The organism is Nostoc sp. DSM 114167, assembly GCF_052692655.1.
Window position 1 is genome coordinate 6,246,398 of sequence record NZ_CP195116.1, and the last position, 26,829, is coordinate 6,273,226.

26 protein-coding genes are annotated in these 26,829 nt (G+C 44.6%); 24 read left to right on the forward strand and 2 right to left on the reverse strand.

Annotated features, from left to right (window positions below):
• Positions 1 to 75 precede the first annotated feature (75 nt).
• The 18 genes from NSTC731_RS26410 (at position 76) to NSTC731_RS26495 (ending at position 20,210) form a co-directional block, all read left to right on the forward strand.
• Entirely contained in the window at positions 76 to 2,865 is a 2,790-nt protein-coding gene (locus NSTC731_RS26410; RefSeq protein WP_445627538.1) for a PAS domain-containing protein, read from the forward strand.
• Complete coding sequence (locus tag NSTC731_RS26415; RefSeq protein ID WP_445627539.1) at positions 2,862 to 3,491, forward strand: response regulator; 630 nt, start codon at positions 2,862 to 2,864, stop codon at positions 3,489 to 3,491. Before NSTC731_RS26410 ends, NSTC731_RS26415 begins: the two co-directional genes overlap by 4 nt.
• Positions 3,492 to 3,697: 206 nt before the next feature.
• Positions 3,698 to 4,258: a DsbA family protein gene (locus NSTC731_RS26420; RefSeq protein ID WP_445627540.1), complete on the forward strand. Its 561-nt coding sequence runs from the start codon at positions 3,698 to 3,700 to the stop codon at positions 4,256 to 4,258.
• Positions 4,251 to 5,120, forward strand: a complete 870-nt coding sequence (locus tag NSTC731_RS26425; RefSeq protein WP_445627541.1) for an alpha/beta fold hydrolase — start codon at positions 4,251 to 4,253, stop codon at positions 5,118 to 5,120. Before NSTC731_RS26420 ends, NSTC731_RS26425 begins: the two co-directional genes overlap by 8 nt.
• Before the next feature lie 83 nt (positions 5,121 to 5,203).
• The gene (locus NSTC731_RS26430; RefSeq protein WP_445627542.1) at positions 5,204 to 5,791 is read left to right on the forward strand and encodes a Dps family protein; all 588 of its coding nucleotides are present in this window, start codon (positions 5,204 to 5,206) and stop codon (positions 5,789 to 5,791) included.
• Between the two features lie 76 nt (positions 5,792 to 5,867).
• The gene (locus NSTC731_RS26435) at positions 5,868 to 7,451 is read left to right on the forward strand and encodes a GMC family oxidoreductase (RefSeq protein ID WP_445632170.1); all 1,584 of its coding nucleotides are present in this window, start codon (positions 5,868 to 5,870) and stop codon (positions 7,449 to 7,451) included.
• 213 nt (positions 7,452 to 7,664) lie between these two features.
• Entirely contained in the window at positions 7,665 to 8,189 is a 525-nt protein-coding gene (locus NSTC731_RS26440) for an SgcJ/EcaC family oxidoreductase (RefSeq protein ID WP_445627543.1), read from the forward strand.
• Between the two features lie 149 nt (positions 8,190 to 8,338).
• Positions 8,339 to 9,088, forward strand: a complete 750-nt coding sequence (locus tag NSTC731_RS26445) for an SDR family oxidoreductase (protein WP_445632171.1) — start codon at positions 8,339 to 8,341, stop codon at positions 9,086 to 9,088.
• A gap of 262 nt (positions 9,089 to 9,350) precedes the next feature.
• The gene (locus NSTC731_RS26450; RefSeq protein ID WP_445627544.1) at positions 9,351 to 10,790 is read left to right on the forward strand and encodes an NAD(P)-binding domain-containing protein; all 1,440 of its coding nucleotides are present in this window, start codon (positions 9,351 to 9,353) and stop codon (positions 10,788 to 10,790) included.
• 333 nt (positions 10,791 to 11,123) lie between these two features.
• Positions 11,124 to 12,119, forward strand: a complete 996-nt coding sequence (locus tag NSTC731_RS26455) for an alpha/beta hydrolase (RefSeq protein WP_445627545.1) — start codon at positions 11,124 to 11,126, stop codon at positions 12,117 to 12,119.
• Between the two features lie 210 nt (positions 12,120 to 12,329).
• The gene (locus NSTC731_RS26460) at positions 12,330 to 12,725 is read left to right on the forward strand and encodes a DUF6130 family protein (RefSeq protein WP_445627546.1); all 396 of its coding nucleotides are present in this window, start codon (positions 12,330 to 12,332) and stop codon (positions 12,723 to 12,725) included.
• A gap of 512 nt (positions 12,726 to 13,237) precedes the next feature.
• On the forward strand, positions 13,238 to 13,717 hold the full coding sequence (locus NSTC731_RS26465; protein ID WP_445627547.1) for a nuclear transport factor 2 family protein: 480 nt from the start codon (positions 13,238 to 13,240) through the stop codon (positions 13,715 to 13,717).
• Between the two features lie 52 nt (positions 13,718 to 13,769).
• Positions 13,770 to 14,174, forward strand: coding sequence for a DUF302 domain-containing protein (locus NSTC731_RS26470; RefSeq protein WP_445627548.1), 405 nt, complete (start codon positions 13,770 to 13,772; stop codon positions 14,172 to 14,174).
• A gap of 106 nt (positions 14,175 to 14,280) precedes the next feature.
• Positions 14,281 to 14,646 (forward strand): hypothetical protein, encoded by a 366-nt coding sequence (locus tag NSTC731_RS26475; protein WP_445627549.1) that lies wholly within the window; start codon positions 14,281 to 14,283, stop codon positions 14,644 to 14,646.
• 31 nt (positions 14,647 to 14,677) lie between these two features.
• A complete protein-coding gene (locus tag NSTC731_RS26480) occupies positions 14,678 to 16,072 on the forward strand; it encodes a mercuric reductase (protein ID WP_445627550.1) in 1,395 nt (464 codons plus the stop codon).
• 74 nt (positions 16,073 to 16,146) lie between these two features.
• On the forward strand, positions 16,147 to 17,097 hold the full coding sequence (locus NSTC731_RS26485) for an L-lactate dehydrogenase (RefSeq protein WP_445627551.1): 951 nt from the start codon (positions 16,147 to 16,149) through the stop codon (positions 17,095 to 17,097).
• A 234-nt stretch (positions 17,098 to 17,331) separates the two neighbouring features.
• Entirely contained in the window at positions 17,332 to 18,774 is a 1,443-nt protein-coding gene (locus NSTC731_RS26490; RefSeq protein ID WP_445627552.1) for an alpha-L-fucosidase, read from the forward strand.
• A 213-nt stretch (positions 18,775 to 18,987) separates the two neighbouring features.
• A protein-coding gene (locus NSTC731_RS26495; protein ID WP_445632172.1) for an ISAzo13 family transposase occupies positions 18,988 to 20,210 on the forward strand; the annotation gives its coding sequence in 2 pieces (ribosomal slippage) (positions 18,988 to 19,468 and positions 19,468 to 20,210; 1,224 coding nt in all).
• Between the two features lie 356 nt (positions 20,211 to 20,566).
• On the opposite strand, the gene tnpA is transcribed toward NSTC731_RS26495, so the two are convergent.
• On the reverse strand, positions 20,567 to 20,959 hold the full coding sequence (gene tnpA / locus NSTC731_RS26500) for an IS200/IS605 family transposase (RefSeq protein ID WP_445627553.1): 393 nt from the start codon (positions 20,957 to 20,959) through the stop codon (positions 20,567 to 20,569).
• A gap of 149 nt (positions 20,960 to 21,108) precedes the next feature.
• Here tnpA and NSTC731_RS26505 point away from each other — a divergent pair, with 149 nt between their 5' ends.
• From NSTC731_RS26505 to NSTC731_RS26520, 4 genes are all read left to right on the forward strand, one after another.
• Positions 21,109 to 22,314, forward strand: a complete 1,206-nt coding sequence (locus tag NSTC731_RS26505; protein ID WP_445627554.1) for an RNA-guided endonuclease InsQ/TnpB family protein — start codon at positions 21,109 to 21,111, stop codon at positions 22,312 to 22,314.
• Positions 22,315 to 22,592: 278 nt separating this feature from the next.
• Complete coding sequence (locus NSTC731_RS26510; protein ID WP_445627555.1) at positions 22,593 to 23,192, forward strand: S10 family serine carboxypeptidase-like protein; 600 nt, start codon at positions 22,593 to 22,595, stop codon at positions 23,190 to 23,192.
• Positions 23,107 to 23,478 (forward strand): hypothetical protein, encoded by a 372-nt coding sequence (locus NSTC731_RS26515; RefSeq protein WP_445627556.1) that lies wholly within the window; start codon positions 23,107 to 23,109, stop codon positions 23,476 to 23,478. Before NSTC731_RS26510 ends, NSTC731_RS26515 begins: the two co-directional genes overlap by 86 nt.
• 15 nt (positions 23,479 to 23,493) lie before the next feature.
• A complete protein-coding gene (locus NSTC731_RS26520; RefSeq protein ID WP_445627557.1) occupies positions 23,494 to 24,090 on the forward strand; it encodes a hypothetical protein in 597 nt (198 codons plus the stop codon).
• A 94-nt stretch (positions 24,091 to 24,184) separates the two neighbouring features.
• On the opposite strand, the gene NSTC731_RS26525 is transcribed toward NSTC731_RS26520, so the two are convergent.
• Positions 24,185 to 25,081, reverse strand: a complete 897-nt coding sequence (locus NSTC731_RS26525; protein ID WP_445627558.1) for an alpha/beta fold hydrolase — start codon at positions 25,079 to 25,081, stop codon at positions 24,185 to 24,187.
• A 453-nt stretch (positions 25,082 to 25,534) separates the two neighbouring features.
• Between NSTC731_RS26525 and NSTC731_RS26530 the strand changes: the two genes are divergently transcribed.
• Positions 25,535 to 26,458, forward strand: coding sequence for a methyltransferase domain-containing protein (locus tag NSTC731_RS26530; protein WP_445627559.1), 924 nt, complete (start codon positions 25,535 to 25,537; stop codon positions 26,456 to 26,458).
• Between the two features lie 28 nt (positions 26,459 to 26,486).
• Complete coding sequence (locus NSTC731_RS26535; protein ID WP_445627560.1) at positions 26,487 to 26,798, forward strand: helix-turn-helix domain-containing protein; 312 nt, start codon at positions 26,487 to 26,489, stop codon at positions 26,796 to 26,798.
• Positions 26,799 to 26,829 lie beyond the last annotated feature (31 nt).

Here is a 26,829-nt window from a genome sequence, read left to right on the forward strand (position 1 = left end):
GGTTGGCAAACCGCTAGTATTTTCCCCATAAATGGACTAACGCGCGCGAACTGCCGTAAATGAGGAGTCTGATTGATGAGCAGTCTTCTCAAGCAAGTTGTAGCTCAAGTTTCCAGAACGGTGCCATTGCAGACGGTTTTGATTGTGCCGTTTGTGCTGCAAACTTTGGTGACAGTCGGCTTAGTGGGGTATTTTTCCTTCAAAAATAGACAGGAAGCCATCAACGATCTCGCCAGTCAACTGCGGCGCGAACTGACGAACCGGATCGAAGGCAAACTACAAACCTATACCGAGATACCCCATAACATCAATCGGCTCAATGCCAGCACCTTCGCTCAGGGAAAAATTGACCCTAGCGCAGTCAAAGGTGAGTTTCCACTCTGGCAGCAAATTCAGATTTATCCAATGGTGAGTGATATCTACTGTGGCGATCGCAAAGGTTCTCTTCTAGGAGTGCGACGTAGCCCTGCCGATCGCTCAATTGAACTGCGGTCGAGTAATGGTGCTACAGATCGCAAACTCTACGGCTACAGCCTCGATCGCAATGGTCAGCGAGGCCAGTTAATCAGTCAAGGCAACAAAGCCTTCGATGCGCGGGTTCGTCCTTGGTATAAAGCAGCAGTGACGGCAGGCGAACCAATCTGGAGTGGAATCTATGCCGACTTTGCTAGCCAGTTGCCAACGATCACCGCCAGTACGCCTGTCTATAGCACTGCCGATCGATCGCTGTTGGGAGTCTGTGCCACCGATGTATTTCTGCCTAATGAGATGAGCCGTTTTTTGGCAAGCCTGCAAATCGGCAAGACAGGCATCGCCTTTATTGTAGAGCGATCGGGACGACTGGTTGCGACCTCAACCGCAGAGGCGATTATGAGTAGCGAGGCTAATTCTACTCAGTTGCTTGCAATTAAGAGCCACAATCCCACTGTGCGAGCCACTGCTGCCTATTTGCGCGACCATTTTGGCGATTTGCAGCAGATCCAGTCTGCGGAACAGCTTGACTTTAACCTGGACGGCAAGCGGCAGTTGGTTCAGGTCATGCCATTCCAGGATATTCGCGGGCTAAACTGGCTAATTATCACAGTATTGCCCGAATCAGATTTCATGGCGCAAATTAATCAAGACATTCACGCAACTATTCTACTTTGCGTTGTAACTTTGTTACTTGGCATGATTATCTGCATTTTGACTGCCCGCTGGATTACTGAACCGATCGTCAACGTTAGTCAATCGGCAAAGGCACTGACTCGCGGCGAATGGAAGCAGACGTTAGAAATTGAGCGATCGGGCGATTTGGGCGAACTGGCTCGATCTTTCAACCAGATGGCACAGCAGCTTCAAATCGCATTTGCTAAAATGCAGTCTTTAAACCAGACCCTCGCCCAAAGTGAAACCCGCCTCCAGAAAATTTTAGAGTCTGTTCCGGTAGGAATTGTGGTTATGGACGCAACAGGTCGCCCTTATTACGCGAATCAGAAGGCAATCCAACTCTTGGGCAAGAGCGTGCTGCCGTCTGTCACCCCAGAGCAAATTGCAGAGGTCTATCAACTCTATGTGGCAGGAACCGATCGCCTCTACCCAACCGAACAACTGATGATTAGGCGAGCACTAAACGGCGAACAGGGCAGTGTGGATGATATCGAAATTCACCAGGGGAATCGCATCATTCCAATCGAAAGTTGGGGAACTCCAATTTTTGATGAGTCTGGCAACATTCTGTATGCGATCGCAGCCTTTCAAGACATCACCGAACGCAAACAAGCAGAGAAGCTTTTAGCAGAATACAATCGCACCCTAGAGCAACAAGTTGCCCAACGAACGACAGCATTGCAGGCAAACGAAGCAGAGCTACGCGGTGTCTACGAGGAACTTCGCTTACAGGAGCAGGAATTACGACTGATTGCCGACGCTCTACCCGTTCTGATTAGCTACGTCGATGCCAATCGCTGTTATCAATTCATCAACCATACCTATGAGGTCTGGTTTAAACGTAGCCGCGATCAAATTTTGGGCAACCCTGTTCGTCAACTGCTTGGTGAGGCGGTTTATCAACGGGTTGAGCCGTATATTGATCGGGTGTTTGCAGGGCAAACTGTCCCTCTAGAAGCAGAAATCCCTTTTCCGGATGATAAGCGGTGCATCAGCGCCACCTTTATTCCTGATTTCGATGACAATGCTCAGGTAAGAGGTTTCTACAGTCTCATGACAGACATTAGCGATCGTAAACGAGCTGAACACACTTCTATCTTAGAAGAACGCAACCGAATGGCGCGAGAAATTCATGATACATTAGCTCAATCTTTCACAGGTATTCTGCTTCAGGTTGGAGCAGCAACACAAGTGCTGGCAGATGACCCCCAAGCAACCCAAGTACATCTGGAAATGATTGAGGAACTAGCACGCGCTGGGCTAGCAGGGGCAAGGCGATCCGTAGCAGCACTCCGTCCGCGGCTACTAGAAGAAGGTAATTTAGAGAGTGCCCTGCATCGGATTGTGGCTCAAATGCGAGCAACGACTGACACGGCTGTGATTTGCGAAACTCAAGGTATAGCATATTCCTTACCAACCGAAGTGGAGAATAACTTACTAAGAATTGGGCAGGAAGCATTAACCAATGCGATTAAATACGCTTGTGCTGGCGAAATTCGGGTTGAGTTGGCGTACAACGAAACACAGTGTATCTTACGGGTTAAAGACGATGGCAGGGGCTTTGGAGTAGGTAGCACTCCTTTTAGTGGTGGGTTTGGCTTATTAGGAATGAGCGAACGGGCAGAGCGCATTGGCGCACAACTAACAATTCAAAGCCAACCGGGACAGGGAACAGAAATTATTGTTACTATCAATCGAGTGGGAGAATTACAATGAGCCAATCCACTACGATTCGAGTGCTGATTGTTGACGACCATGCCATAGTCAGAAAAGGTCTAGCAACCATCATTAATCGCGATCCAGAAATGACAGTTATCGCTCAAGCTGAAGATGGGCAACAGGCGATCGCTGCGTTTCGAGAATACCAACCTGATGTCACGCTAATGGATTTACGAATGCCCAAAATGGGAGGGGTGGAAGCCATTATGGCGATTTGTGCTGAATTTAAGCAGGCTCGAATCGCGGTACTTACAACCTACGATGGCGATGAAGATATCTATCGCGGCTTGCAGGCAGGCGCTCAAGGCTATCTGCTGAAAGATGCTAAACCTAGCGAGCTTTTAAATGCGATTCGCGCCATTCATAATGGCCAGAAATACATTCCGCCAGAAGTGGGCGCAAAATTATTGCAGCGAATGAGCAATCCAGAACTCAGCGAACGAGAGTTGGAAGTGCTGCGTTTGATGGCACAAGGAAAGGGTAATCAAGAAATTGGCACTGTTTTGAATATTGGTGAAAGTACCGTCAAATCCCATGTAAATCGGATTTTGAGCAAACTGGGCGTGAGCGATCGCACACAAGCCGTGATTACTGCTGTTAAGCGTGGAATTGTCAGTTTGTAAGCTGTACTCAAGTTGGTATCCAAATTCCAACTAAAGTTGGAGACAACCTTCCACTGGAAGCTGGACGGGTTAATCCATCACTCGATTGTATAAAAATGCCAACCTAGAGTGGACGACAACAGAGGGTCAATTGTCTATATTAAATCCATAGCAACGTTAGCGCAGTTGGGTTGTAAGGCTTAAGTTTGCTTAATACAAACCGAAACATGACTTACGACCGCAATCATTATATTTCTTTATTCGTTCTGCCTTCAACCCAGGATCATATTCAAGGTGTACTGAATGCTGCTGTAGTCTTCGTCATGTATGGAGATTATGAATGTTTTCAAAGTGCCAACGTCTATCGATTGATTAAAGTTGCTCAACAGCAATTGAAGGTTTCGTTTGGAGAAAACAATTTAGGTTTTATCTTCCGTCATTTTCCTCAGGTACAGATTCATCCCCATGCTCGACGAGCCGCCGAAGCCGCCGAAGCCGCTGCGGCTCAAGGGCAGTTTTGGCAAATGCATGAGATATTGTTCATTCATCAACAAGAGTTAGAGAATGGCTATCTAGTAGAGTACGCGAATCGTTTAGGACTTGATATTTCTCAATTTTTGCAGGATTTATCCAGAGGAACGTATGTCGATCGGATCGATGCGGATATCGAAGGTGGACTGCGAAGTGGAGTGGAGGCCGCGCCCGCTTTATTTATTAATGGAATTCGCTATCTTAATCGCTGGACTGTTGAGCAGATAATGGCAGCCATTGTTGCTGCAAATGATTAACGACAAGAATCAGAGATTTCAGCAATTTAGTAAGAATACAGAGGCGATCGCCATGATGCTTTTTACATGGAAAAAAGTTCAAAAATTGTTGCTGTGGTTATTTGCATTAAGTGTTGTTGTTGGAATATCAATGCATTCAACACCAGCCACCTCCAAGGAATTACCTCAAGCGTCCAACTCTAAACCTGCGATCGTTCTCGTTCATGGGGCTTATGCTGACGGTACATCATGGCAACACGTTATTCCCTTGTTAGAGCAAGATGGCTACAGAGTCACTGCTGTGCAGATTCCCCTCACCTCGCTTGCTGATGATGTAGCAACGACAAAGCGGGCGATTAATAATCAAAAAGGTTCTGTTGTAGTAGTTGGACATTCTTATGCTGGAAATGTGATTACGGGTGCAGCAGCTGGCAATCCACAGGTGAAAGCTCTGGTTTATGTTAATGCTTTCGCACCAGATGTTGGTGAAAAGACGAGCGATCTCAATAAAAGGTACGCAGCACCTCCGATTAGTACAGCGATCGTGTCTGATGCGGCAAACTTTCTCTATGTCGATCGCGAGAAGTTTCACGAATTTTTTGCCCAGGACGTATCAAAGGCTGAGGCGCGAGTGATGGCAGCAACCCAAAAGCCGATCGCCAGCGCAGCCTTTGAGCAATCAGTGAATGAAATCGCCTGGAAAACGATTCCTTCCTGGTTTATCGTGACTCAAAGCGATCGCGCCATCAACCCTGAACTTCAACGATTTATGGCTAAACGGATTGGTGCTAAGACAACCGAAGTTAACTCCAGTCATGTTCCTTTTATCTCTCATCCAAAAGAGGTTGCCAAAGTGATTGAAGCAGCAAGCACGGCTCTGTGAAGTAATCCCAATCTTTAAGAGAAGCAGTTTCTCGGTACATACAAATAGAACATACCTAATTATTGACTCTAGGAGATTCGATCGTGGCGACTCAAAATACAGCTATCACTGAAGTCGATCGCAGTCAACCCTTACTGCATCAACATGGATATGAAATTCAGCAGTATGGTACTCTTCGTGATTTGCCAATTGTTCTCAACACTAGTACCCGCAGCGAAAGCTGTGTTTTAGTCAATCAAATTTTGGCAGATACGATTATTCTCTATCACCTTTACAAGAAACATCACTGGTTGATGCGCGGACATACGTTTTATCAACTGCATCTGTTGCTCGACAAACACGCCAGCGAACAAATTGAGTTAATTGATGCACTAGGTGAACGAGTACAAACTCTGGGAGGCGTGGCGATCGCTGACCCGCGTCATGTAGCAGAAGTCACTAAGATTAAGCGTCCGCCCAACGGCGTTGAGGAAGTACCCGTGATGTTGTCGCGGTTACTAGAAGCCCACGAGCAGATTATTGAGGAATTGAGATTAGCGATCGATAAAACAGCAGCGAATCAAGATAGTAGCACTAACGATTTGTTAGTGAGCCAAGTCCTGCGAACCAATGAGACGCAAGTTTGGTTTCTGGCAGAACATTTGGTGGATACACCTGTGGTACGCAGTTAGCCTCAGCCATTCAAAAGCTACATTCATTGGCATTGCACTAACCATTCGCACATCAGGGAGATGAACGATGAATGCTATGAGTCACTATGACTACATTGTAATCGGTGCAGGTTCGGCTGGTTGTGTGGTTGCCAATCGTCTAACCGAAGACTGTGACACAACCGTATTACTCCTCGAAGCGGGCAACCCAGCTACAAAACCAGAAATTCAAATTCCGGCGCAATGCTTTAGTCTAATAGGCTCTGAAGTTGACTGGGGTTACTTTTCTGAGCCGGAACCCTACCTGAAGGGCCGCAAAATGTTTTGTTCCCGTGGCAAAGTCTTAGGGGGCAGCAGTTCGATTAATTTCATGATGTATGTCCGGGGCAATCCTCACGATTACGATCGCTGGCAGGAATTAGGAAATCCCGGTTGGTCGTACCTTGATGTATTGCCCTATTTCAAGAAATCAGAACACCAGCAGCGAGGCGCATCAGAATTTCACGGGGTTGATGGGGAGTTGAGCGTTACCGATTTAATATCCCCTGCTGTGGTTTCTCAACGCTTTGTAGATGCTTGTGTGTCAATGGGATACAACTACAATCCTGATTTTAATGGTGTACAGCAAGAAGGGGTAGGATTCTATCAGTTAACGGTCAAAGATGGTAAACGGCACAGTGCTGCCTCTGCTTTTCTCCTACCTATTCTCCATCGTCTTAATTTGACCGTAACGACAGGGGCATTGGTGACGCGATTGCTGTTTGAAGGCACTCGCTGTGTGGGAGTGGAATATCTGCATGAAAGTACGCTCCACCAGGTTAGAGTCAACCAAGAAGTGATTTTAAGTGCGGGTGCGTTTGATTCGCCCAAACTGCTAATGCTTTCTGGTATTGGGGATGCACAATATCTGCAAGCGATGGGAATTTCTGTTGTTGCAGATTTGCCGGGTGTCGGTCAAAACCTTCAGGATCACATTCTCACTTCTGTCGTTCAAGAAGTTACTCAAGATATACACCCTGCTATCACTAGTAATGGAGTTGAAGCCGGATTATTTTTGCATAGCAAGGAGAATGTGGAGGCTGCACCTGATTTGCAGTTCTTCTTCGGCCCGATTCAATTCTTGTCACCTGGTTATACTCCTGCTGATTTTGGATTTACAGGTGCAGTCTCTCTTACCCGTTTCCAAAATGTTGGCAGTGTTAGTTTGCGTTCGCGAAGCGTGGGCTGTGCCCAATCGCCTGATCCCAAAGATCCACCAAGCATTCGGATGAATTATCTACAAAGTCAAGCCGATGTGCAAAAGTTGGTTGAGGGAGTTAAATTAATGCGGCAATTGTTTCAGACCAGTGCCTTTGATGATTTTCATGGTGAGGAGATTGCTCCGGGTTCTCACGTTCAGAGTGATGCAGCACTTGAAGTTTACATTCGGGACACTTGCAGCACTGTATGGCATCCGGTTGGCACTTGCAAAATGGGCATTGACCGAATGGCAGTGGTCGATCCTAAGTTGCGGGTATATGGGGTTGAGGGATTGCGAGTTGTTGATGCTTCCATCATGCCCACGATCGTCACGGGAAATACGAACGCACCGACCATCATGATTGGCGAAAAAGCGGCAGATTTAATTAAAGCGGAGCGTACCTCACAAAGCATTGCCAATAAACCCCTCTATGCTGCTTGAGAATGGTTTATCACAAAGAAAAGGGTGTGGGGTGTAGGGTGTAGGGTGTAGAAATAAAAAACTTGAGTTCTGGGTCACAAGCCCAGTTTAAAAAAAAGATGTATTTCTCGCGCTGCGCGTCTCGAAATACAGCGTCATTGCTTCAATCCCATGCTTTTAAATGTGGGTTCCCTACACCCCACACCCTCTGAATTAAAAGGAAAACTCAAAACTATGAATTTACAAACAGCTCAAACCACCACTATTGCTGACGAGTCGGCAATCCGTGCTTTCTCTCGCCAGATGATTGATGCTTGGAATCGAGGTAGCGGCGAAGGCTTCGCTGCCCCATTCAGCGAAACTGCCGATTTCATCACGTTCGAGGGTACGCATCTCAAGGGTCGAAAAGAAATCGCTGCATTTCATCAGCAAACGTTCGACACAGTTGTTAAAGGAACGCGCCTGGAGGGTGAGGTAAATTTTGTCCGCTTCGTGAACTCGCAACTCGCGCTCATGCTCGTAGCGATCGGGGTAATACTGCCCGGACAAACCGAAACTTCACCGTCACGAGATTCGCTGCCGCTATACGTCGTAACGAAAGGCAACGAAGGTTGGCAGATCGAAGGGTTACTCAATACCCGGAAGTTAACGCTAGAACGTCAATTCTTCTTAGACGACTTTGACTCACTGAGCGCAGAGGCTCAACGTCAAGTGACTGACCTTGTTGTAAGTCTCAAGCAGCGTCATCAAGCAGAGTAATCAAAGGAGATGTAAGGAATGGCACTAAGTTAAAATACGAAAGACGATCGCCCTTACTCCTCAATACGGGCTGACTATTCTTCCTCCTAACTCCACTATCCATTAGCAACTGACCGCTTTAAACCCAACAATCAGAGGATTCGCGCATGATAAGAAAACTGGAAGGAAAAATTGCCCTTATCACGGGTGGCAATAGTGGTATTGGTCTTGCCACTGCCAAACAGTTTGTTGCTGAAGGTGCTTATGTCTACATCACAGGCCGTCGCCAAGTCGAACTGGATGCTGCTGTAGAAGCCATTGGTAAAAATGTTACGGCTGTGCAGAGTGATGTTTCTAATTTGGCAGACCTCGATCGCCTGTTTGCCACCATTGAGCAAGAGCAAAGACACCTCAATATCATCTTTGCTAATGCTGGCGTTGGAGAAATTGCCCCACTTGGAGCGATCGCTGAGGAACACTTTGACAAAACATTTAACATAAACGTTAAAGGTTTACTGTTCACCGTACAAAAGGCACTACCACTGTTGCCAGAGGGCGCTTCTATTATCCTCAATGCTTCGATTACTTCTATAAAAGGTACGCCAGCTTTCAGTGTTTACAGTGCCTCCAAAGCCGCCGTGAGATCGTTTGCTCGGAATTGGATACTCGACCTCAGAGAACGCAAGATCCGAGTGAATGCTATTAGCCCTGGTGTGGTTCCGACTCCTGGTTACGATGGTTTGGGACTCAATGACCAGCAGTTGCAAGAATTCGTGGACAGCCAAGCTGTCACTATTCCATTAGGACGAGTCGGCACACCCGATGAGATTGCCAAAGCCGTTGTTTTTCTCGCTTCAGATGACAGCAGCTTTGTGAACGGCATTGAGTTGTTTGTCGATGGTGGTATGGCACAGATTTGAAGTCCAAAAGGATTTAAAGATGAAGGGAAAAGGGTAAAGGTTAAAGGGGAAAGGGAACCCCATAACTAAAGTTACGGGCTTGATACTATGAGGCTGTATTCCTCTTACTACGTATCTGGAAATACATCTTTTTTCCTTCTCCATGTTTAAAAACTCTTTCTTACGCCATTTCCCCTTTACCCTTTTCCCCTCTTTGGTCGTCAGGATGTGAGATAGATCGACCCGAATAAACAATCGCATTTCACTATCTGAGGAGATCGAGATGACAACAACGACCGATTCCGATTTTGCTGCCCGCGAGGCACTACGCCTGCTCGGCCCCGATCCCGAAAACTGGGTGCCCGATCGCCCTGGCATCGATCGCAATGTCACTATAATCGGTGGCAGCGGCAGCGGTAGCGCCTTTGCATTTGCGCTACGGCGTGCTGGCATCGGTCGCGTGACGGCGATCGATGCAGCCGATGACGAGGCTCATGCAGGCGTGTGGCTGACGCGAGCGCGGATGGAAAAGCTCCGCACGCCGAAAAATGTTCCTGGCCCGGAACTAGGCATCCCAGAATTATCCTTTCAAGCCTGGTACGAAGCGCGGCACGGGACGGAAGCCTACGCAGCGATCGATCGCATTGGGCGAGTGACATGGGCTGAGTACCTCAGTTGGTATCGGCACTTCCTCGGTATCCAGGTTCGTTACCGGACGAAGTTGGTGCGGGTTGAGCCAGCCGATGGTTTCTTCCGCCTACACCTTGAGGTAAACGGTGTCCCACAGGTAGAGACTACGCGCAAAATTATCTTCGCCAATGGCGTGGCTGGCACTGGTGGTGCATACATACCTCCAGTACTGGCTGACTTACCACGCACGCTGTACGCACATACCGCCGATGCCATCGATTTTGAAGCACTGCGCGGTAAGACTGTGGCAGTGCTGGGTGGGGCGGCTTCAGCTTTCGATGCAGCAGGAGTGGCGCTGGAATCGGGAGCTAAGGCAGTACACCTATTTGTACGGCGGTCGGCGCTTCCATCTCTACCAATCCTTCGGATACGGGAATATCCTGGTGCTTACTGCAACTATCCCCAATTACCCGATGCAGCCCGCTGGTTTCAAGCTTGGCGCTTTCGTCGAGCAGGCTCCACACCATCACGGAACGCGATTGAGCGAGCGATCGCCTTCCCGAACTTTCACATACACCTATCTGCACCTTGGAAATCGGCACAGGCAATGGGCGAACGCATTGTCATTCAGGTGAATGATGATGTTTTCGAGTTTGATTTTGCGATCGCTGGCACTGGTTACTTCGTTGACCCAACAAAGCGTCCCGAACTAGCCGACTTTGCCCAGCACATTGCTCTCTGGCGCGATCGCTACGAGCCACCAGAAGACCTGCGCGACGACTATTTAGGAACGCACCCTTACTTGGGTAACGCCCGTGAATTCCTAGAAAAAGTACCTGGCACTGCCCCTTATCTCAAAGACATTCACGTATTTAATCCTGCTGGTTTCGTCAGCTTCGGCTTGCCAATTGGTGACATATTTAGCATCCGCCGCGACATACCTGCAATAGTATCGTGCATCAGTCACGACTTGTTCTTTGAGGACTGGGCGCATCATGAGGCACGTATCACAGGCGATATCGCCCCCGATTTTGAGAACTCGCTCTATGCTGCTGCGGTGTGGAAACAACCGATCGAGGCAGCGACTCGCTAGGTCAAAAGAGGCAGGGGAGCAGGGAGCAGGGAGCAAGGGGGAAAACTGAGACAGAGCTTGTACTCCGCCCCAGTAAGAACGCACTAGAAGGGCGGGGCTTCTCTCCGAGACGCTCCGCGAACGTACCCATGCTCCGCTTCTCTACCAGACGCACTCGCGTTCGCTCCGCGCAGAGGAGAAGGGCTTGTTCCCCCTGCTCCCTGCCCCCTTCCCCTCTGCCTCTTCAGTGATTGTCATTCCACAATCACTGCTGAATCAAGTATCACTGTTAAATCAATTCACTTAACAGTGTCATTTCAACAGATTTTTTACTACTTATCAAAGGAGAATGTCATGGTTGCTCAAACAAACTCGCCAGCAGCAAAAATTTTGGAAGTTGCCGACGATCCACGTCTTTCCAGTGGGGTGAAGGAATTTTTGAAAGTGCTGAATTCAGGAGGTGTGCCGTTAGAGACATTACCTCCACTCGAAGCACGTCAAGTACTCGTGGATGCACAGGCTTCTGTGACCGTAGACCTTTCAGGCATTGAAGAGTCTGAGAAGAAAATTATTGCTGACGGTTATTCGATTACGCTCAATATCGTGCGACCGGAAGGTATCAAAGGCACATTACCTGTTTTCATCTTTATTCATGGTGGTGGTTGGGTGTTGGGTGATTATCCAACACACAAGCGTATGGTGCGCGATCTGGTTGTGCTTTCAGGGTTTGCAGGGGTCTTTGTCAACTACACGCGCACGCCAGATGCTCAGTACCCACAGGCGATCAATGAGATTTATGCTGCGACCAAATGGGTTGCCGAGCATGGTGAGGAGATTGGGGTGGATGGCAAGAATCTGGCGGTGGTCGGCAACAGTGTCGGCGGAAATATGACAGCAGTCACTGCTTTGAAGGCGAAAGAAAACGGAGGGCCACACATCAAGCTACACATCATGATGTGGCCGATCGTCGATGCCGATTTTGAAACGAATTCTTATCATCAATTTGGCGACAAACGGTACTTAAGCGCACCCGCGATGAAGTGGATGTATGATATGTACATCGCTGACCCAGAAAAGCGCAAAGACATCTATGCTTCTCCTTTACAGGCGACGGTTGAGCAACTCAAAGGCTTGCCTCCAGCGTTAATTGTGGTTGCAGAGAGCGATATTTTGCATGACGAAGGCACAGCCTACGGACGCAAGCTCGATGAAGCTGGGGTAGAGGTGACAACGGTGCAGTACAACGGCATGATTCATGACTTTGGACTGCTCAATGGTTTAGCCGATCTGCCACAAGTGCGCTCTTTGTTTGTTCAAGCTGCTGCCCAATTGAAGAAATATCTGCAATAGGATGCGATCGATATTTTTGGGAAAAGGAAAAGACTCTCCTCCATCGCTTTGCTGCTTACGGAGTTAGCGTAGGAAAAAAGGGTAATTCGCAACTGCGGTCTGGGAACTCGCATCAAAGAAACGTTAACGTTTCTTTGATGCGATAACTCTGTGCCGTTTCACCTTCAAATGGATCGTTATATTTAAACTACTATCGGGTACTTACCTGCTATGAACAGCCACACACCGACTGCTAGGGACATTATCGGATCGTCACCGTTGATTGCGATTGAAAACGAAGCACCACCCAAGTTGATTGTCGATCCACCGCTTCCCGAACCACTAGCTCAGGGTCGCGTCTTTATCCAGTACCGGACGGAGAATTTGCGTGTGTTGCCAGTGTTTGGCAAAGGTGCTCTCGAAGTATCGCCGCGCATCGGTCATATCCACATCACCGTTGACGATTTGCCGTGGCACTTTGTCGATTCCAGTGGCGAAACGATTATCCTGGTCGGACTGGAACCTGGCGCGCACAAGGTGCTGATCGAACTAGCTGACCCCACACACAAAGTCATCACTAGCGAAACTGTGGAGTTCACGCTGCCCGATCCTAAGAAATCATCATGAAAAAACTAGTAGTCTACCAACCCAAAAATGTTAGATGGAGGTTGGGTAAAGGTTAAAGGGAAAAGGGTAAGGGATTTAAACCCTTTCCACCTTCCCCTTTTCCCCGCTTGCGTTGCCTTGGCGTACCATTAGAGGGAAAATTGCAGTTGTGACGGGGGCATCTGGAAAAATGCTGCACATCGCGGGTGGTATTCATCGATCTGTATTAAACTGCTTTTGAGGTAATTCGGTCGGCAGGCACTTACAGCAGAATCCAGAAGTAAAACAAAGTTCATACCTGGCTTTGGGACTTATACCAATTCTCCAAAAGACAGCAACAGATGGAACCAAGGAAAGCCTTGCTAAATCTGAGTTTTTCAATTGCGAATTGCGAATTGCGAATTGCGAATTGCGAATTGGTATTAGTTTGTCTACTTCACCAACTTGAAATCTGCTGTAAATTTAATTCAACCGTGCTGAGACGTTGGCAAAGCCTCTCGAAACGAGAATTGCGATTCTAGTGCTTACATACTATGAACAACCCCGAAAAACCTCGACCACCCCTGCCACCTTTCGATCGTGAATCCGCCATCCAAAAAGTCCGAATTGCAGAGGATGCTTGGAACACACGTAACCCTGAACTAGTATCACTCGCTTACACGTCGGATAGCATTTGGCGCAACCGCTCAGAATTTCTATCTGGTCGTGAGGCGATCGTCCAGTTCTTGACACGTAAGTGGCTTAAAGAATTGGACTACCGTCTAATCAAAGAGCTTTGGGCTTTTCAAGACAACCGCATTGCTGTCCGATTTGCTTACGAATGGCATGATGATTCCGGCAACTGGTTTCGCTCTTACGGCAATGAGAATTGGGAGTTTGACGAACACGGATTTATGCGATGGCGTATTGCCAGCATCAACGACCTGCCAATTCACCAAAGCGATCGCAAATACCACTGGATACTAGGTCGTCGTCCCGACGAGCATCCAGGATTGTCAGACCTCAATCTTTGAAAAGCTCAACGAACCAGATCGTCCAGTTTTATCCTACAAGAAATCCACTGCTATGAATGCAAACAACGGCATCATTAGCCAGCTCAGTCAATATTCAGTGCCTGTAACCATCGATCGATTAGAAGCCGTCCTTCAAGTAAAAGGCATCACCATTTTTGCCCGCATCGATCAACAGGCTGAAGCCGCAAAAGTCGGACTAAGCCTGTGTCCTACACAGTTGTTGCTGTTTGGCAACCCGAAAGCCGGAACTTCCCTCATGGTAGCAGAACCCACGATCGCCCTGGATTTACCCCTGAAAGTACTGGCATGGGAAGCGACTGACGGCAAGGTTTGGGTGAGTTACAACGATCCTAATTACTTAAAACAGCGATTTTCTCTCTGTGATGAGTTGGTGAAAAATATCGCTATCATTGCACCTTTAATCGATCGAGCACTTAATTCTGCCGATCGCCAATAAGTCGCAGAATTAGCACGCGATCGCACCTTGGCGTTTTTGAAACAGCATTTAGCCACTGGTGTCAAAGTCTCAAATAAATGTCAAACTTATTAATTTTGCAAGATTTATGAAAACATCCGCGTTACTCCTGGCTCTGCCAATCAGTATCTTAGCTAATTTTTCCTTAAGAGCTTCTGCTGATTCTACTGCTGGCCTCCTCCTGAGTACAAAATGCCAGGGTGGGTACAACATCAATATTTGGCAGAATTATACTTCTCGTGAACTGCTTTATCGCGCGACCAGTTCCAACGGTAATTTAAGTTTGGGCAAAGGAACTAGCCAAGCGACAGAAGGTGTTCGAGTGTATAAGTTTCGGAGTGGAATTTATGAATATTGGGTGTGGGATGGCACGTTAGATAACCCGCAGTCTGGTACTTTAGAGGTGTATAAAAACAAGCGTATCTTGATGAAGCAAGCTTGTAGAAAAAGTTGAAATCGTATTCACCCGCTCGAACTCAAAGGATATGGAAGTGAACGCTCAACACTATGACGACATTATTATCGGCTGTGGCAAAGCGGGTAAAACACTTGCACCAGCGTTAGTCGCTGACGGACGTAAAACCGCTCTGGTTGAACGCAGCTTAAATATGATTGGTGGCGGGTGCATTAATATTGCTTGCATTCCTACTAAAACTATGGTGGCGAGTGCTAATGTGGCAAACACAGTACGAAATAGTGCCGTTTATGGTGTTAAAGCTAATACACCCATCGTTAATTTAGCAGAGGTGATCCAACGAAAACGAACAGTTGTACAATCTGCGCGTGAAATGAACTTGCACAATTTAGAAACTGCTTTGGGTCACGAACTGATCATTGGTACAGCCCGCTTTGTTGCTCCCAAAACAATTGAAGTAACGACGACTGAGGGGAACAATCACTTCCTTACCGCCGAACGGTTATTTATTAATACAGGCACACGACCGTTAATTCCATCGATTCCCGGACTCACAGAAGCTGGATTTTTAACGAGTGAGTCGATTATGGAGCTAGAACATTTGCCTGAACACCTGATCGTTCTCGGTAGTGGCTATATTGGTTTAGAGTTTGCCCAGATGTTTCGGCGTTTTGGCTCTGGTGTTACTATCATTGGGCAAAATGAGCAAATCCTGTCACAGCAAGATCCAGATATAGCGATCGCAGTTCAAACACTGCTAGAAAAAGATGGTATTGAATTCTTACTGAAGGCGAAGGTGTTGAGGGTTACTCGCACTGATAATCAAACCGTCCTGCAAATCCAAGTTGGCGATCGTGAAATCACCCTCCAAAGGTCGCATTTGCTCGTCGCCGTTGGTCGTGCGCCCAATACTGAGAGCTTAAATTTAGCTGCTGCTGGTGTTGCAACCGATACACGCGGATTTATTCAAGTTAACGATCGCTTAGAGACGAACATTCCGGGAATTTGGGCGTTAGGCGACATCAATGGCGGCCCGCAATACACTCATATATCGCTCGATGATTATCGCATTATCAAAGCTAATTTAATTGATGGGGGCAACCGGAGTACACGCGATCGATTGGTTCCATCAAGTCTATTCATCGATCCAGAACTGGCTCATGTGGGTTTGACTGAAACTGAAGCACAGCAACAAGGATATGCTATCCGCGTGGCGAAGGTGGATGCGTCAGCCGTTCCCAGAGCAAGAACACTCGGTCAAACCGATGGACTTCTGAAGGCGATCGTGGATACCGAAACAGGTCGGATTCTAGGGTGTTCCCTGTTGTGTCATGAAGCAGGTGAAGTGATTTCAACAGTACAGATGGTAATGCAAGCTCAGATGCCCTACACCGTTCTGCGCGATGGTATTTTGACTCATCCCACGATGACCGAAGGGTTAAATATATTGTTTTCCAAGTTGTAATAAGACAGCAATTGCAGATCCCAGGACTTACCAAACAAACGACATTTCACTATTGAAGGTCAAGTAGATATAGCATGATTAGTAAAACATCTAAAGTCGGTATTATTGGTGCAGGTAATGTAGGTGCAGACGTTGCAAATGCTTTAGTTTTACTTGGCAGATGTGTAAGGGTTGTGCTTTTTGACCGAACCTTATCAAAAGCTGAAGGGCAAGCATGGGATATCGAAGACAGCATTCCCCTACTTAAAGAGATGGAGATTATACCATCAAACCAGTATGCAGATTTAGCTGATTCAGATATTATTATTGTGACTGTTGGGGTGCAGCCGAAACTTCGACAGACTCGATTAGATACATTGAGCGACAATGCAGAGATTATACGTTCGACAATCAAAGAATTAGATCGAGTTGCACCGAATTCAATCGTAATTATCATTAGCAATCCAGTGGATGTACTCACGCGGATTGCAATCGCTACTTCCACCAGAGCAGAAAACCTAATTTTCGGTTCGGGAACCGTTCTTGATACTGCTAGACTGAGATATCAACTTGGAAAGCAACTGAATGTTGCAAAACAAGACATTCATGCTTATGTGATTGGAGAGCATGGAGACAGTCAATTTGTCGTTTGGTCTAGTGCATTTATTGGGGGAATTTTGTTAACTGAATTTCCCCTACCACAAGGAGCAACGCTAGAACAAATTCAGCAAGAGTACGCACAGTTAACTCGTAAACGAGGCTATAACATTTTTGAACGTAAAGGAAATACAAGCTATGGCATATCAACAGTAGTTTGTCAGTTAGTTGATACCATTCTGCGAGATGAAAAGCAGATATTTCCAGTATCCGTCAGAGCAGATTCTAACTATGGAGTTGGCAGTGAAGTTGTTCTTGGACTTCCATGTATCATTGGCTCAACAGGTATTGAGCGCCAACTGCTGTTATCAAGAAATGCTCATGAACAACGCTTATTAGAAGAATCAGCCAACAAACTCAATGAAGCCCATAATTTTCTGCATAATTAAAATTAATTGGGTGCAGTTGTGGTTGAAAATATAGTATCCTAAACAATACCTTTGCCATCAAGTAGAATAAGGCAGTACATGAGTTTAATATTCAGTAGATACTACTCAGGAAACAAATAGCTTTAGTTTCACTATTTGATAGATTTAAACTTAACATCCAGTGCTTGTTGATAAAAATGACTAAGTATACTTTCATTCTAAAGTTTGAGAAAGTTGTCAATAAGGAACCTTGTAATGATTAAGTTTTTAGTACGCGCGCTGTTTGCTACATTATCGTTAACAATATTTTTGAACTTGTTCACTTCTGTTGCCCTTGCACAAAGAACTTATGAGCCAACAACTGAATCGCTATCGAAGCATGAAGTTCCAGACTGGTTCAAGGATGCGAAACTCGGAATTTTCATCCATTGGGGGGTATATTCTGTACCTGGCTATGCACCACTAACTGGGGAACTGAACAAAGTCGTTGCAGAGCGTGGTTGGGAATATTGGTTTGAGAACAACCCTTACTCGGAATGGTATTACAACTCCATGAAACTTGAGGGCAGCCCTACCTATAACTACCATCGTACAACCTATGGTGAAGGCTTCACCTATGATGACTTTATTCCCAGATTTAATGCAGCCATAACAAATTGGAACCCCTCGAAATGGGCAAAATTATTCTCTAAAGTGGGTGCGCGGTACGTTGTATTAACAACGAAGCATCATGATGGCTTTTTGTTGTGGCCTAGTAAAACTAGAAACCAGTCAGGGCGAGTGGCAACACGCGATGTTGTAGGCGAACTAACACAAGCTGTTCGCAAAGAAGGTATGCGGATGGGTGTGTATTATTCTGGTGGTCTTGATTGGTCTTTTAAAGATACAACAATCACAGACTTCAATACGTTAGTGGGAGCAATTATTCAGGAAAAAGCCTATGCAGATTATGCGAATGCTCATTGGCGCGAATTGATTGACCGCTATCAGCCATCTATATTATGGAACGATCTTGGCTACCCTATTGGGCAAGCGAATGAAATTATGGCCTACTTTTACAATCGCGTACCCGATGGTGTAGTAAATGACCGTTTTGATTCAGGTGGTCAGTTAGGGTTGCACTTTGACTTTTCCACACCTGAGTATAGCCAATCTACACAAATAGAACCTCTTAAATGGGAAAGTACAAGGGGTTTAGGTTACTCATTCGGCTATAACCAAAATGATACTGATTTGAATATGATTTCGGTAGATGAACTAGTTGACTTATTTGTAGATATTGTTAGTAAAAATGGTAATTTATTGCTGAACATTGGGCCAAAGGCTGATGGTTCAATATCCAAAGTACAACTTGAAAGATTAGAAGGCTTGGGTAAATGGCTAGATGTGAATGGTAAAGCAATCTTTGGCTCACGCTATTGGATACGAGCAGAAGATTTAACTCCAGAGCGTATTCGAGTGCGTTACACCACTAATAAAGGAAAATTATATGCAATATTACTTGATGAGCCAACGTTTGGGAAGGTTACTATTCCAGGAATAATTTTGCCGCAAAAAGCAAATATTACGATGCTAGGTGTTGGAGGTACACTGGAGTGGCAGCAGTACAGTCAGAATTTATCCATAACACTACCACACAAGTCTTTAGTCAAAAAATCACCAGCTTACACATTAGAGATCAACTGTATGCCTCTATAATCTGATTCAGAAGTTAGAAACATCTTTGATTAAAAAAGAAACAAGGCTTAAAGCTTCTTTTTTAAGGGACTTCCAAAAAATAAAACATCCCATTTAAGATAATGATAATCATTTTAGGGGGGGAGAAAGCGGCAGCCGATGGCTGCCGCTTTCTCCCCTCCTTTTTGTAGTAAATTCAGTAATGATGAATTTTTGGGTGCAGCAGAGGTGTCTATAGTATTAACTTCTTCACTGAAACAACTATTAAAACAAACAGCATCTCAATTAAAAGGTGCTGCAAAACGTAAGTTTATAGCGTCAACAGTCCAAGGTTTGGGTGTAGGTGGACAGAGACTTGCAGAATCGGAATTAGGATGGAATCGAGGTACTATCCGTAAAGGGATGAAAGAATTAACTAGTGGTGTTACCTGTATTGACAATATGAGCGCAAAAGGTCGCTATAAAGCAGAATTACATTTACCAAATCTCCTAGAAGATATCAAAAATTTAGTAGATTCCCAAAGCCAGACAGACCCAACTTTTAAAAGTCAAAGACTATATACTCGTCTCTGTGCTACCGAAGTGAGAAAGCAATTAATAGAAAAGTATGATTATAGGAATGAAGATTTACCTACGTCAGAAACGATTCGTCTGAAACTGAACCTCTTAGGCTATAACTTGAGACGAGTAGCTAAAGTTCAACCTCAAAAAAAATTCCCCAAACCGACGCAATCTTTGAGCAACTAGATATAGTAAATCAAAATGCATCTTCTGACGGAAGTGTCTTGCGTCTGTCGCTGGATGGAAAAGCTCGCGTCAAAATTAGCTCATTTGACCGAGGAGGTAAAAGCCGGGCTAAGGTCGAAGCTGATGACCATGATTATCATCCTAAAACAACCGTAACTCCTTATGGGATATTCCTTCCAGAGCTTGATGAACTTTTTTTATATTTTACGGAATCGAAAGTTACAAGCGATTTTATAGTTGATATTTTAGAGGATTTTTGGATGAGTGAGAAACATCGTTTTTCTCACGTTGAAACATTACTGCTCAATCAAGATAATGGGCCAGAGAATAGTTCTCGACGCACCCAGTTTATGAAACGTATAGTAGAGTTTGCCCAGAAATACTCATTGAATATACGTTTAGCTTACTATCCGCCTTACCATAGCAAATATAATCCCATAGAAAGAACATGGGCAGTATTAGAAAATCATTGGAACGGCAGCATCTTAGATGAAATAGAAACGGCTTTAAACTTGGCTGCTAGTATGACATGGAAGGGTAAACATCCAATTGTTAAGTTAGTTACTCAAACTTACGCCACCGGAGTGAAACTCACAAAAAAAGCTATGTCGGAAATTGAGAAACAAATTGAGCGTTTGACTCATTCTCAAAACGAATTTTTTCCCAATCTGGGTAATTGGTTTATTGATATTAATTTTGCCAAAACGTAAGTTATAAATAGTAATTTACAGCTTTATAGTCTTAAATAAACATAACTTCACTTTGCGGCTTGCTCGTGCGAGTGTAGATTTTTTCATGCTTACAAAGGGGGGAAGAGAGCGGCAGCCGACGGCTGCCGCTCTCTTCCCCTTAATAATGATTATCATTATTGAGTAACTGCCAAAAGATTAATTTTTGGGACAATTTATTCTTTGGAAGTCCCTTAATGGAGCAAGAGGACTCCCGTTAAGTCTGCGACTGTAACGGGAGACGGCAGTTGCTTTATGCCGGGGAACCCGTCCACCGCACTGCCTCATGAATTGCGACCAATATGAAACAGAGCGCAGCGAATCATTGTTTTGGTTGTTCAAGGGTTCTCAACGTAATTTTTTAATTGCTCAACTGTGACACCACCACAACTAGCCACAAAATACGCACCAGTCCAAAAGTAGGGCTTGTTGTAAAAGTATTTTTTAGCCAACCAAGGAAATTCTTTACGTATTAACCTGCTACTCACTGTTTTGATATTTCCAATCAATGTTGAGAGGGGTTTATCAGGTTTGTAGTCAATTAATATGTGAACGCGATCTGGTTCACCGTTAAACTCTAACAGTTCACAATCCCATTTTTTAAGGGTATCCGTGATTATTTCTTTTAACCTGTTTAGGATTTCTGCATTAATAGCTTTTCTGCGGTACTTCACGACTAGAACGATATGAGCGTTAAGTCTGTAAACAGACCTAAAACTATTATCGTACATATATTGACAGGGTATGCGGTAAGTAGTATATTATCACGGCAGTTGTTCATGGGGGAAACCACGCCAGATGCTCGACTTGGGGAAACCCCAAGACCGCACTGGCTCCCCAAGACCACACTGCCTCACAATAGTTTCTCAATGTTGTATTGATGTTAGATGTATTGAAAGTCAGAATTTACCCCAACAGAGAACAGGAAATATCCTTGGCTAAAAGCTTTGGATGTTCCCGCTTTGTTTGGAATTTCTACCTCAATAAAACCAATACTCAATACGAAGAAACGGGTAAGGGCATGACTTATTGCCAGATGGCTAAAGACCTTACCCAATTGAAAAAACTAGTTGATTATGAATGGTTGCAAGAACCAACTGCTGCCGTTCTACAACAATCACTCAAGAATCTGGAAACTGCGTTTAAAAACTTTTTTGCAAAGCGCACTGGATTCCCAAAATTTAAGAGCAAACATTCCAAGCAATCAATTCGATTTCCTGAAAGTTGTTCAATTAAGAATGGTGGATTAAAACTCCCTAAACTTGGTATTGTTAAAGCGAGTCTTTCAAAGAATGTTAATGGCAAGATTAAATCTGTAACTGTTTCTAAAACAAGTTCAGAGAAATATTTTGCTGCCATCTTATTTGAGACTGAAGATTTAGCAGTTAATAAAGAAGGCAAGATATCAGGAATTGATTTAGGATTAGCCAGTTTAATAACTGTATTTGATGGTGAAACCTGTTATAAAGTTGACCCAATCAAGCCTACTAGAAAGTATGCTAAACGACTACGAATTAGGCAGAAAGCTTTGTCTCGTAAAGTGAAGGGATCTAACAATAGGCGAAAAGCAGTTAAAGTAGTTGCCAAAGTTCACGAAAAAATATCTAATACTAGGCAAGATTTTCTCCATAAACTCTCACGAAAGTTAGTTGACGATCACCAAGTTATAGTAGCTGAAAACCTCTGTATTAAAGGATTGGCACGTACCAAATTAGCTAAGTCAATACATGATGCTGGTTTTGGTATGTTGCTTAACTTCATCAGCTACAAACTAGAAAGAGAGGGAGGTAAATTTGTTCAAGTTGACAGATTCTTTCCTAGCTCAAAACTTTGTTCATGTTGCGGCCATAAAAATGATTTACTGAATTTGAGTATCCGTGAGTGGATTTGTTTAGGTTGTCAAACAACTCATGATAGGGATGAAAATGCCTCACAGAATTTGAGAGCGGAAGGGATAAGAATACTAGCAACAAATACTGCTGGGCAAGCAGAAATTCAAGCTTGTGGAGAAACAGTAAGACTCGTTGGTACTTGTACCAAAAAGCGTGTTTCTGAGAAACAAGAATCTCCCGCTACATTGCGTTAGCAATTAGCGGTGAGAGTGTCAACACTTGACTCCAGCATCTGTCACCCCGCTGTTTGTTAGCCAAATTAGCGGCTACATTTTGGCGGCATTCATTAGCAGTCTGGTGAGTAGCCGTTTGGGGTTAGCACGAATGCTATTGATTGCTGCGGTTGCGCTGACAATATGTGTTAGAAACTGGTGTTGTTATATATTATTAGTGTTTAATACTGAATTCTCAAAAAAAAGTTTGATATTACTGCCAGTTTGCACTGTTTTGTTACTTAACTACTATATATAAGATGCCTGATACTTCTAACTCACCCGTAAACCGCAAGTCCAGTGTAACTGAGCAAACGCTATCACTTAATGATCGCCAGATTCGCTACACTGCTTTTGCAGAATGGCAAACCTTGTTTGAGAATGAAAAACCCGTTGCGGAAATGTTCCATGTGGCTTATTTAGCCGAGGTTGAACAAGCCACGCTACGACCGCTTACTTTCGTCTTCAATGGCGGTCCAGGAGCAGCTTCTGCTTATCTGCACATGGGAGCATTAGGGCCAAAGCGCGTTTGTTTCGGATCTGATGGTAGCCTACCTAAACCTCCAGTTCGGGTAGTGGACAATGTTGAAAGTTGGTTAAGCTTTACAGACCTGGTGTTCATCGACCCAATTGGCACAGGCTTTAGTCGTAGTTTACCTCAAGATGATAAGGATACCAAGCAGAGCGAGAAAGCTAATTCTGGTGAGGCAGACAAACCCAAGGAAACAGAATTTTGGGAAGTTGAGCGAGACTTGAAAGCGCTGGGAGAATTCATTGGACGATTTCTCTCTGGTCATCAGCGATGGCTGTCCCCCGATCTTTATTGCCGGAGAAAGTTATGGCGGCTTTCGGGTTGCTAGGTTAGCCCGCAAGCTGCAACAGGAATTTGGTGTCGGTCTTTGCGGTGCTATTGTGATTTCTCCTGCTTTGGAGTTCAGCCTGCTGGCTGGTAGCGATTACAACCTTACCGCTTGGGCAACCCTGATTCCTTCCTTTGCGGCTAGTGCCGCTCATCATAACCGCGTCCAATGGGTAGCAGAACAAGGGAATTTACAAGCTCATATAGCAGCAGCAGAACAATTTGCTCGCACAACCTTGATTCCACTTCTGGCAATGGGAGATACCATGACACCCGATGAGCGCTAAATTGCCTATCAGCAGATGGCAGGGTTAATCGGCTTGCCCGTAGAACTGGTTGAAAGACTTGCAGGAAGGATTGGCATTGAAGTCTTTGCCAGGGAACTGCTGCGAGATCAACAGCGAATTGTAGGACTTTACGACGCATCAATTACGGCTATCGATCCTTTTCCGGGCCGCGTGAATTATGAGGGCAGCGATCCGACTCTTGATGGATTAGATCGCTTGTTTACCGGGGCAATCAATAGCCACTTGCGGGACACGTTAGGTGTTGAAACCGACTTATCTTACCATCTGCTGAATTTGGAAACATTCAAAGCTTGGAAATTTGAGCTCAAAGGCGAGTTCAAGCAGGGTTTTCTAGGTTCGGTGGACGATCTGCGCGTCGGGATGGCTTTGAACCCCTATATGCAAGTGTACATCGCTCATGGATTGTTCGATTTGGTCACTCCTTATTTTGCCTCAAAGCATCTAGCAGATATGATGAAATTAAATCCCCAGATTCGCCCCAATCTGACTGTAAAACATTTTCAAGGTGGGCATATGTTTTACACTTGGGATGAATCGCGCTGTTTATGGTTGGCTCAGATGAAAGCTTTCTACCACAATGCAACAGCCTGACTTGAGGAGAGAAAGTTCACATAAAACAGACTTATCTAACCAAGATAGAAGTCAGCATTTTCTAACCACTGCCGTTTCATATTTCTCAAGATAATTATAATTTCCGATAATTTAGAAACTGAAAAATATGTTGAGATGTCATTTGTGGCTGTTCAATTTGGGGTGTATGACCGCAATTTTCCAGCTTGATTAACCGAGAATTGGCAATATCTTGATGGAACTTTTCTGCATCTTTTAGTGGAAGCATATCATCAGTCTCTCCCCATAAAATCAGTGTTGATTTGTCAAGTAGGGAAATTGAATCCGCCAATTCACTATAACCTCCGCTTTTCACATAAGAAATCATAGCTTCATGCCAACCAATCATTTCTTGATGCAGCATCGCACATTGAATAGCTAACAAGACTTTTGGCTCTAAATTAGGTAAAATACTACCGATATTTAATGCCCAGATGTGTCGTTGATGTAGATATTCTACAGCTAAAGAATTAAAAGTAGGAAATAAGTATTTGCTCCAAGTAGGGGCATAAGTATAACCCAAACTATTAATCAATACGAGTGCTTTTACAACTTCCGGATAAGTGAGAGTAAAGTCAATCGCAGTAGCACCTCCCATTGATGCACCCACTAGTACGATAGGTTGATTGATTAAAGTTTTCCAAAATTTGTAAAGATGAATTTTGATGCTATTTGGACTATATTGGATTTGTTTTTGTCTTTGTGTAAAGCCAAAACCCAATAAATCTACTGCCCATGTTTCATTTTGAGTAGCAAGTAATGGCAACAGCAGACGAAACTCTAAAATCGAACTGTCGAAGCCGTGCAGCAGTAAAATTGGTGTGATTCCCGAACCTTTGTGAATGTAGGTTGTCAAGATTGGCTCTTGACTAAGAGAAGTTGTCAAGGCAATTCTTTCAATACTTTTAACAAAAGCGATCGCCTCTATGTCTTTGAGTTGGTTAACTTGTGATGGCAGAAAACTGGGGAACATTATATTTATTCATAAAATGCGTTATGGCTCTATCCTCTAAACTATGCTAAATCAGAATAAATTACGAGAGAAAGCATACTAGAGAAGAGTTTGAGCTACTTTCCGAATAAAAAAAATGCCTTTTTGCTTGAGTTCTTTGGCTAGTAAGGGTTTCAAGCTAATTGAAGCTTAAATTAGCATAATAGAAACGATATAGCTTGGGTTATTCACAGACTTCACCTGATGTAGAATCAGCACTTGTCTTTGATAAAAAGTTTAAGTAAACTTAATGCTAGCGATCGCAATGCAATTTTTATGCTCCAATACTTGATCGGGCATTGCAGAATCAAGAAAAGATTTAGCAATTTATAAAATTCTCCTATCTTCCTAAATTCATCCTACTATTGTGCAACGCCCGATTTGAGATAACTACTGTATCTACAGAGATTGCGAATTCAATACAGGTAAATTCTCATGCAGTTGCAACAAAAACAAGTCAATCCAAACAAGCAACGCCTTGAATGCGTGATTTGTGATTATCGCATTGACCCAAAAGATGAATCTGCATTTTCTACGTTCCCCTGTAATGTTAGAGCCTTTATGGGTGAAAAGTTCAAGGTTTGGAGATGTCCCGATTGCAAGACGATTCATTGTCTAGATGTCGTGGATCTCGACCATTACTACGCAAAATATCCTCTTGCTCAAGCTAAATTAACACAGGGATATCGGATTTTGTGTAGCAATGTATGTCGTCAGTTGATTAAGCATGGGTTTTCTAAGACTCACTCTTTGCTCGATTATGGTTGTGGCGGTAACGGTCTGTTTGTACAATATTTCCGAGAACGTGGCTTTAGTAATACCTACGGTTATGACCCTTACGCATCCGAAGACAGCTTTGGCGATCCAGCAGTTCTTGGGCATGGGCTATTTGATTATATCTTGCTCCATGAGGTCATCGAACACGTTGAAGACCCTAATATACTACTAAGCAAGTTAAATAGCCTGTTGTCTCCTAGTGGTTATATTTTGATCGCCACACCTAACGCTGCTAATATCAACCTCAACCGATCTGACTTAGCCGATCATTATAACCCTGTCCATGTCCCTTACCACATTCATATATACACTCATGAAATTCTCGAATCTTTAGGCACAAGTCAGGGATGGGAGCCTGTAGATTTCATTGAGCGCCGATTTGGTGATACACGCTGGTTCGGCTTTAATGTTCGAGCTTGGAACGCTTACGTAAGGCTGTTTGATGGTTCATTAGACATTCTTCTTGAGCCGCTCCAAATAGCGAAAGCATTAAGCTCTTATCAATTGCTTTTTTACGCTATTTTTGGCTATTGGCTAAGTTTTCGGTGTGGGATGGGCATCATGTTCCGCAAATGTGTTTAATCAAGTAATCGCTTGAAGTTGTATAAATATGCAGGAATACGCAATGTTGTTGAGACAGCAAAAAACTGGATATGGTAAAGAACGAATACAGGCATTGTATTTACTCAAAACGCGACAGGTAGAAACGGTACAGCACTTAGCAGTAGTGCTAGGTAGAGGACGTATAACGGTGCAGAGGTGGTTAAAACTCGAAAGAGTTGGTGGATTAAGCACCCTGCTTGAACTTCGTAAAAGTCCAGGACGACCAAAAACCATTTCCCTGGAGGTGCGATCGCACATTAAAGAAGAACTAAAAGACTCACAAGGATTTCAAAGCTATGAGGAAGTGCGTAGATGTTAACAGAAGTTGCGATCGCAACTATTGAATTACC

Bases quoted from the DNA above. Each gene is read 5' to 3' on its own strand.
- NSTC731_RS26410 (WP_445627538.1), top strand. From the start codon at position 76: ATGAGCAGTCTTCTCAAGCAAGTTGTAGCTCAAGTTTCCAGAACGGTG.
- NSTC731_RS26415 (WP_445627539.1), top strand. From the start codon at position 2,862: ATGAGCCAATCCACTACGATTCGAGTGCTGATTGTTGACGACCATGCC.
- NSTC731_RS26420 (WP_445627540.1), top strand. From the start codon at position 3,698: ATGACTTACGACCGCAATCATTATATTTCTTTATTCGTTCTGCCTTCA.
- NSTC731_RS26425 (WP_445627541.1), top strand. From the start codon at position 4,251: ATGATTAACGACAAGAATCAGAGATTTCAGCAATTTAGTAAGAATACA.
- NSTC731_RS26435 (WP_445632170.1), top strand. From the start codon at position 5,868: ATGAGTCACTATGACTACATTGTAATCGGTGCAGGTTCGGCTGGTTGT.
- NSTC731_RS26440 (WP_445627543.1), top strand. From the start codon at position 7,665: ATGAATTTACAAACAGCTCAAACCACCACTATTGCTGACGAGTCGGCA.
- NSTC731_RS26450 (WP_445627544.1), top strand. From the start codon at position 9,351: ATGACAACAACGACCGATTCCGATTTTGCTGCCCGCGAGGCACTACGC.
- NSTC731_RS26455 (WP_445627545.1), top strand. From the start codon at position 11,124: ATGGTTGCTCAAACAAACTCGCCAGCAGCAAAAATTTTGGAAGTTGCC.
- NSTC731_RS26460 (WP_445627546.1), top strand. From the start codon at position 12,330: ATGAACAGCCACACACCGACTGCTAGGGACATTATCGGATCGTCACCG.
- NSTC731_RS26465 (WP_445627547.1), top strand. From the start codon at position 13,238: ATGAACAACCCCGAAAAACCTCGACCACCCCTGCCACCTTTCGATCGT.
- NSTC731_RS26470 (WP_445627548.1), top strand. From the start codon at position 13,770: ATGAATGCAAACAACGGCATCATTAGCCAGCTCAGTCAATATTCAGTG.
- NSTC731_RS26475 (WP_445627549.1), top strand. From the start codon at position 14,281: ATGAAAACATCCGCGTTACTCCTGGCTCTGCCAATCAGTATCTTAGCT.
- NSTC731_RS26480 (WP_445627550.1), top strand. From the start codon at position 14,678: ATGGAAGTGAACGCTCAACACTATGACGACATTATTATCGGCTGTGGC.
- NSTC731_RS26485 (WP_445627551.1), top strand. From the start codon at position 16,147: ATGATTAGTAAAACATCTAAAGTCGGTATTATTGGTGCAGGTAATGTA.
- NSTC731_RS26490 (WP_445627552.1), top strand. From the start codon at position 17,332: ATGATTAAGTTTTTAGTACGCGCGCTGTTTGCTACATTATCGTTAACA.
- tnpA (WP_445627553.1), bottom strand. From the start codon at position 20,959: ATGTACGATAATAGTTTTAGGTCTGTTTACAGACTTAACGCTCATATC.
- NSTC731_RS26505 (WP_445627554.1), top strand. From the start codon at position 21,109: ATGTTAGATGTATTGAAAGTCAGAATTTACCCCAACAGAGAACAGGAA.
- NSTC731_RS26510 (WP_445627555.1), top strand. From the start codon at position 22,593: ATGCCTGATACTTCTAACTCACCCGTAAACCGCAAGTCCAGTGTAACT.
- NSTC731_RS26520 (WP_445627557.1), top strand. From the start codon at position 23,494: ATGGCAGGGTTAATCGGCTTGCCCGTAGAACTGGTTGAAAGACTTGCA.
- NSTC731_RS26525 (WP_445627558.1), bottom strand. From the start codon at position 25,081: ATGTTCCCCAGTTTTCTGCCATCACAAGTTAACCAACTCAAAGACATA.
- NSTC731_RS26530 (WP_445627559.1), top strand. From the start codon at position 25,535: ATGCAGTTGCAACAAAAACAAGTCAATCCAAACAAGCAACGCCTTGAA.
- NSTC731_RS26535 (WP_445627560.1), top strand. From the start codon at position 26,487: ATGCAGGAATACGCAATGTTGTTGAGACAGCAAAAAACTGGATATGGT.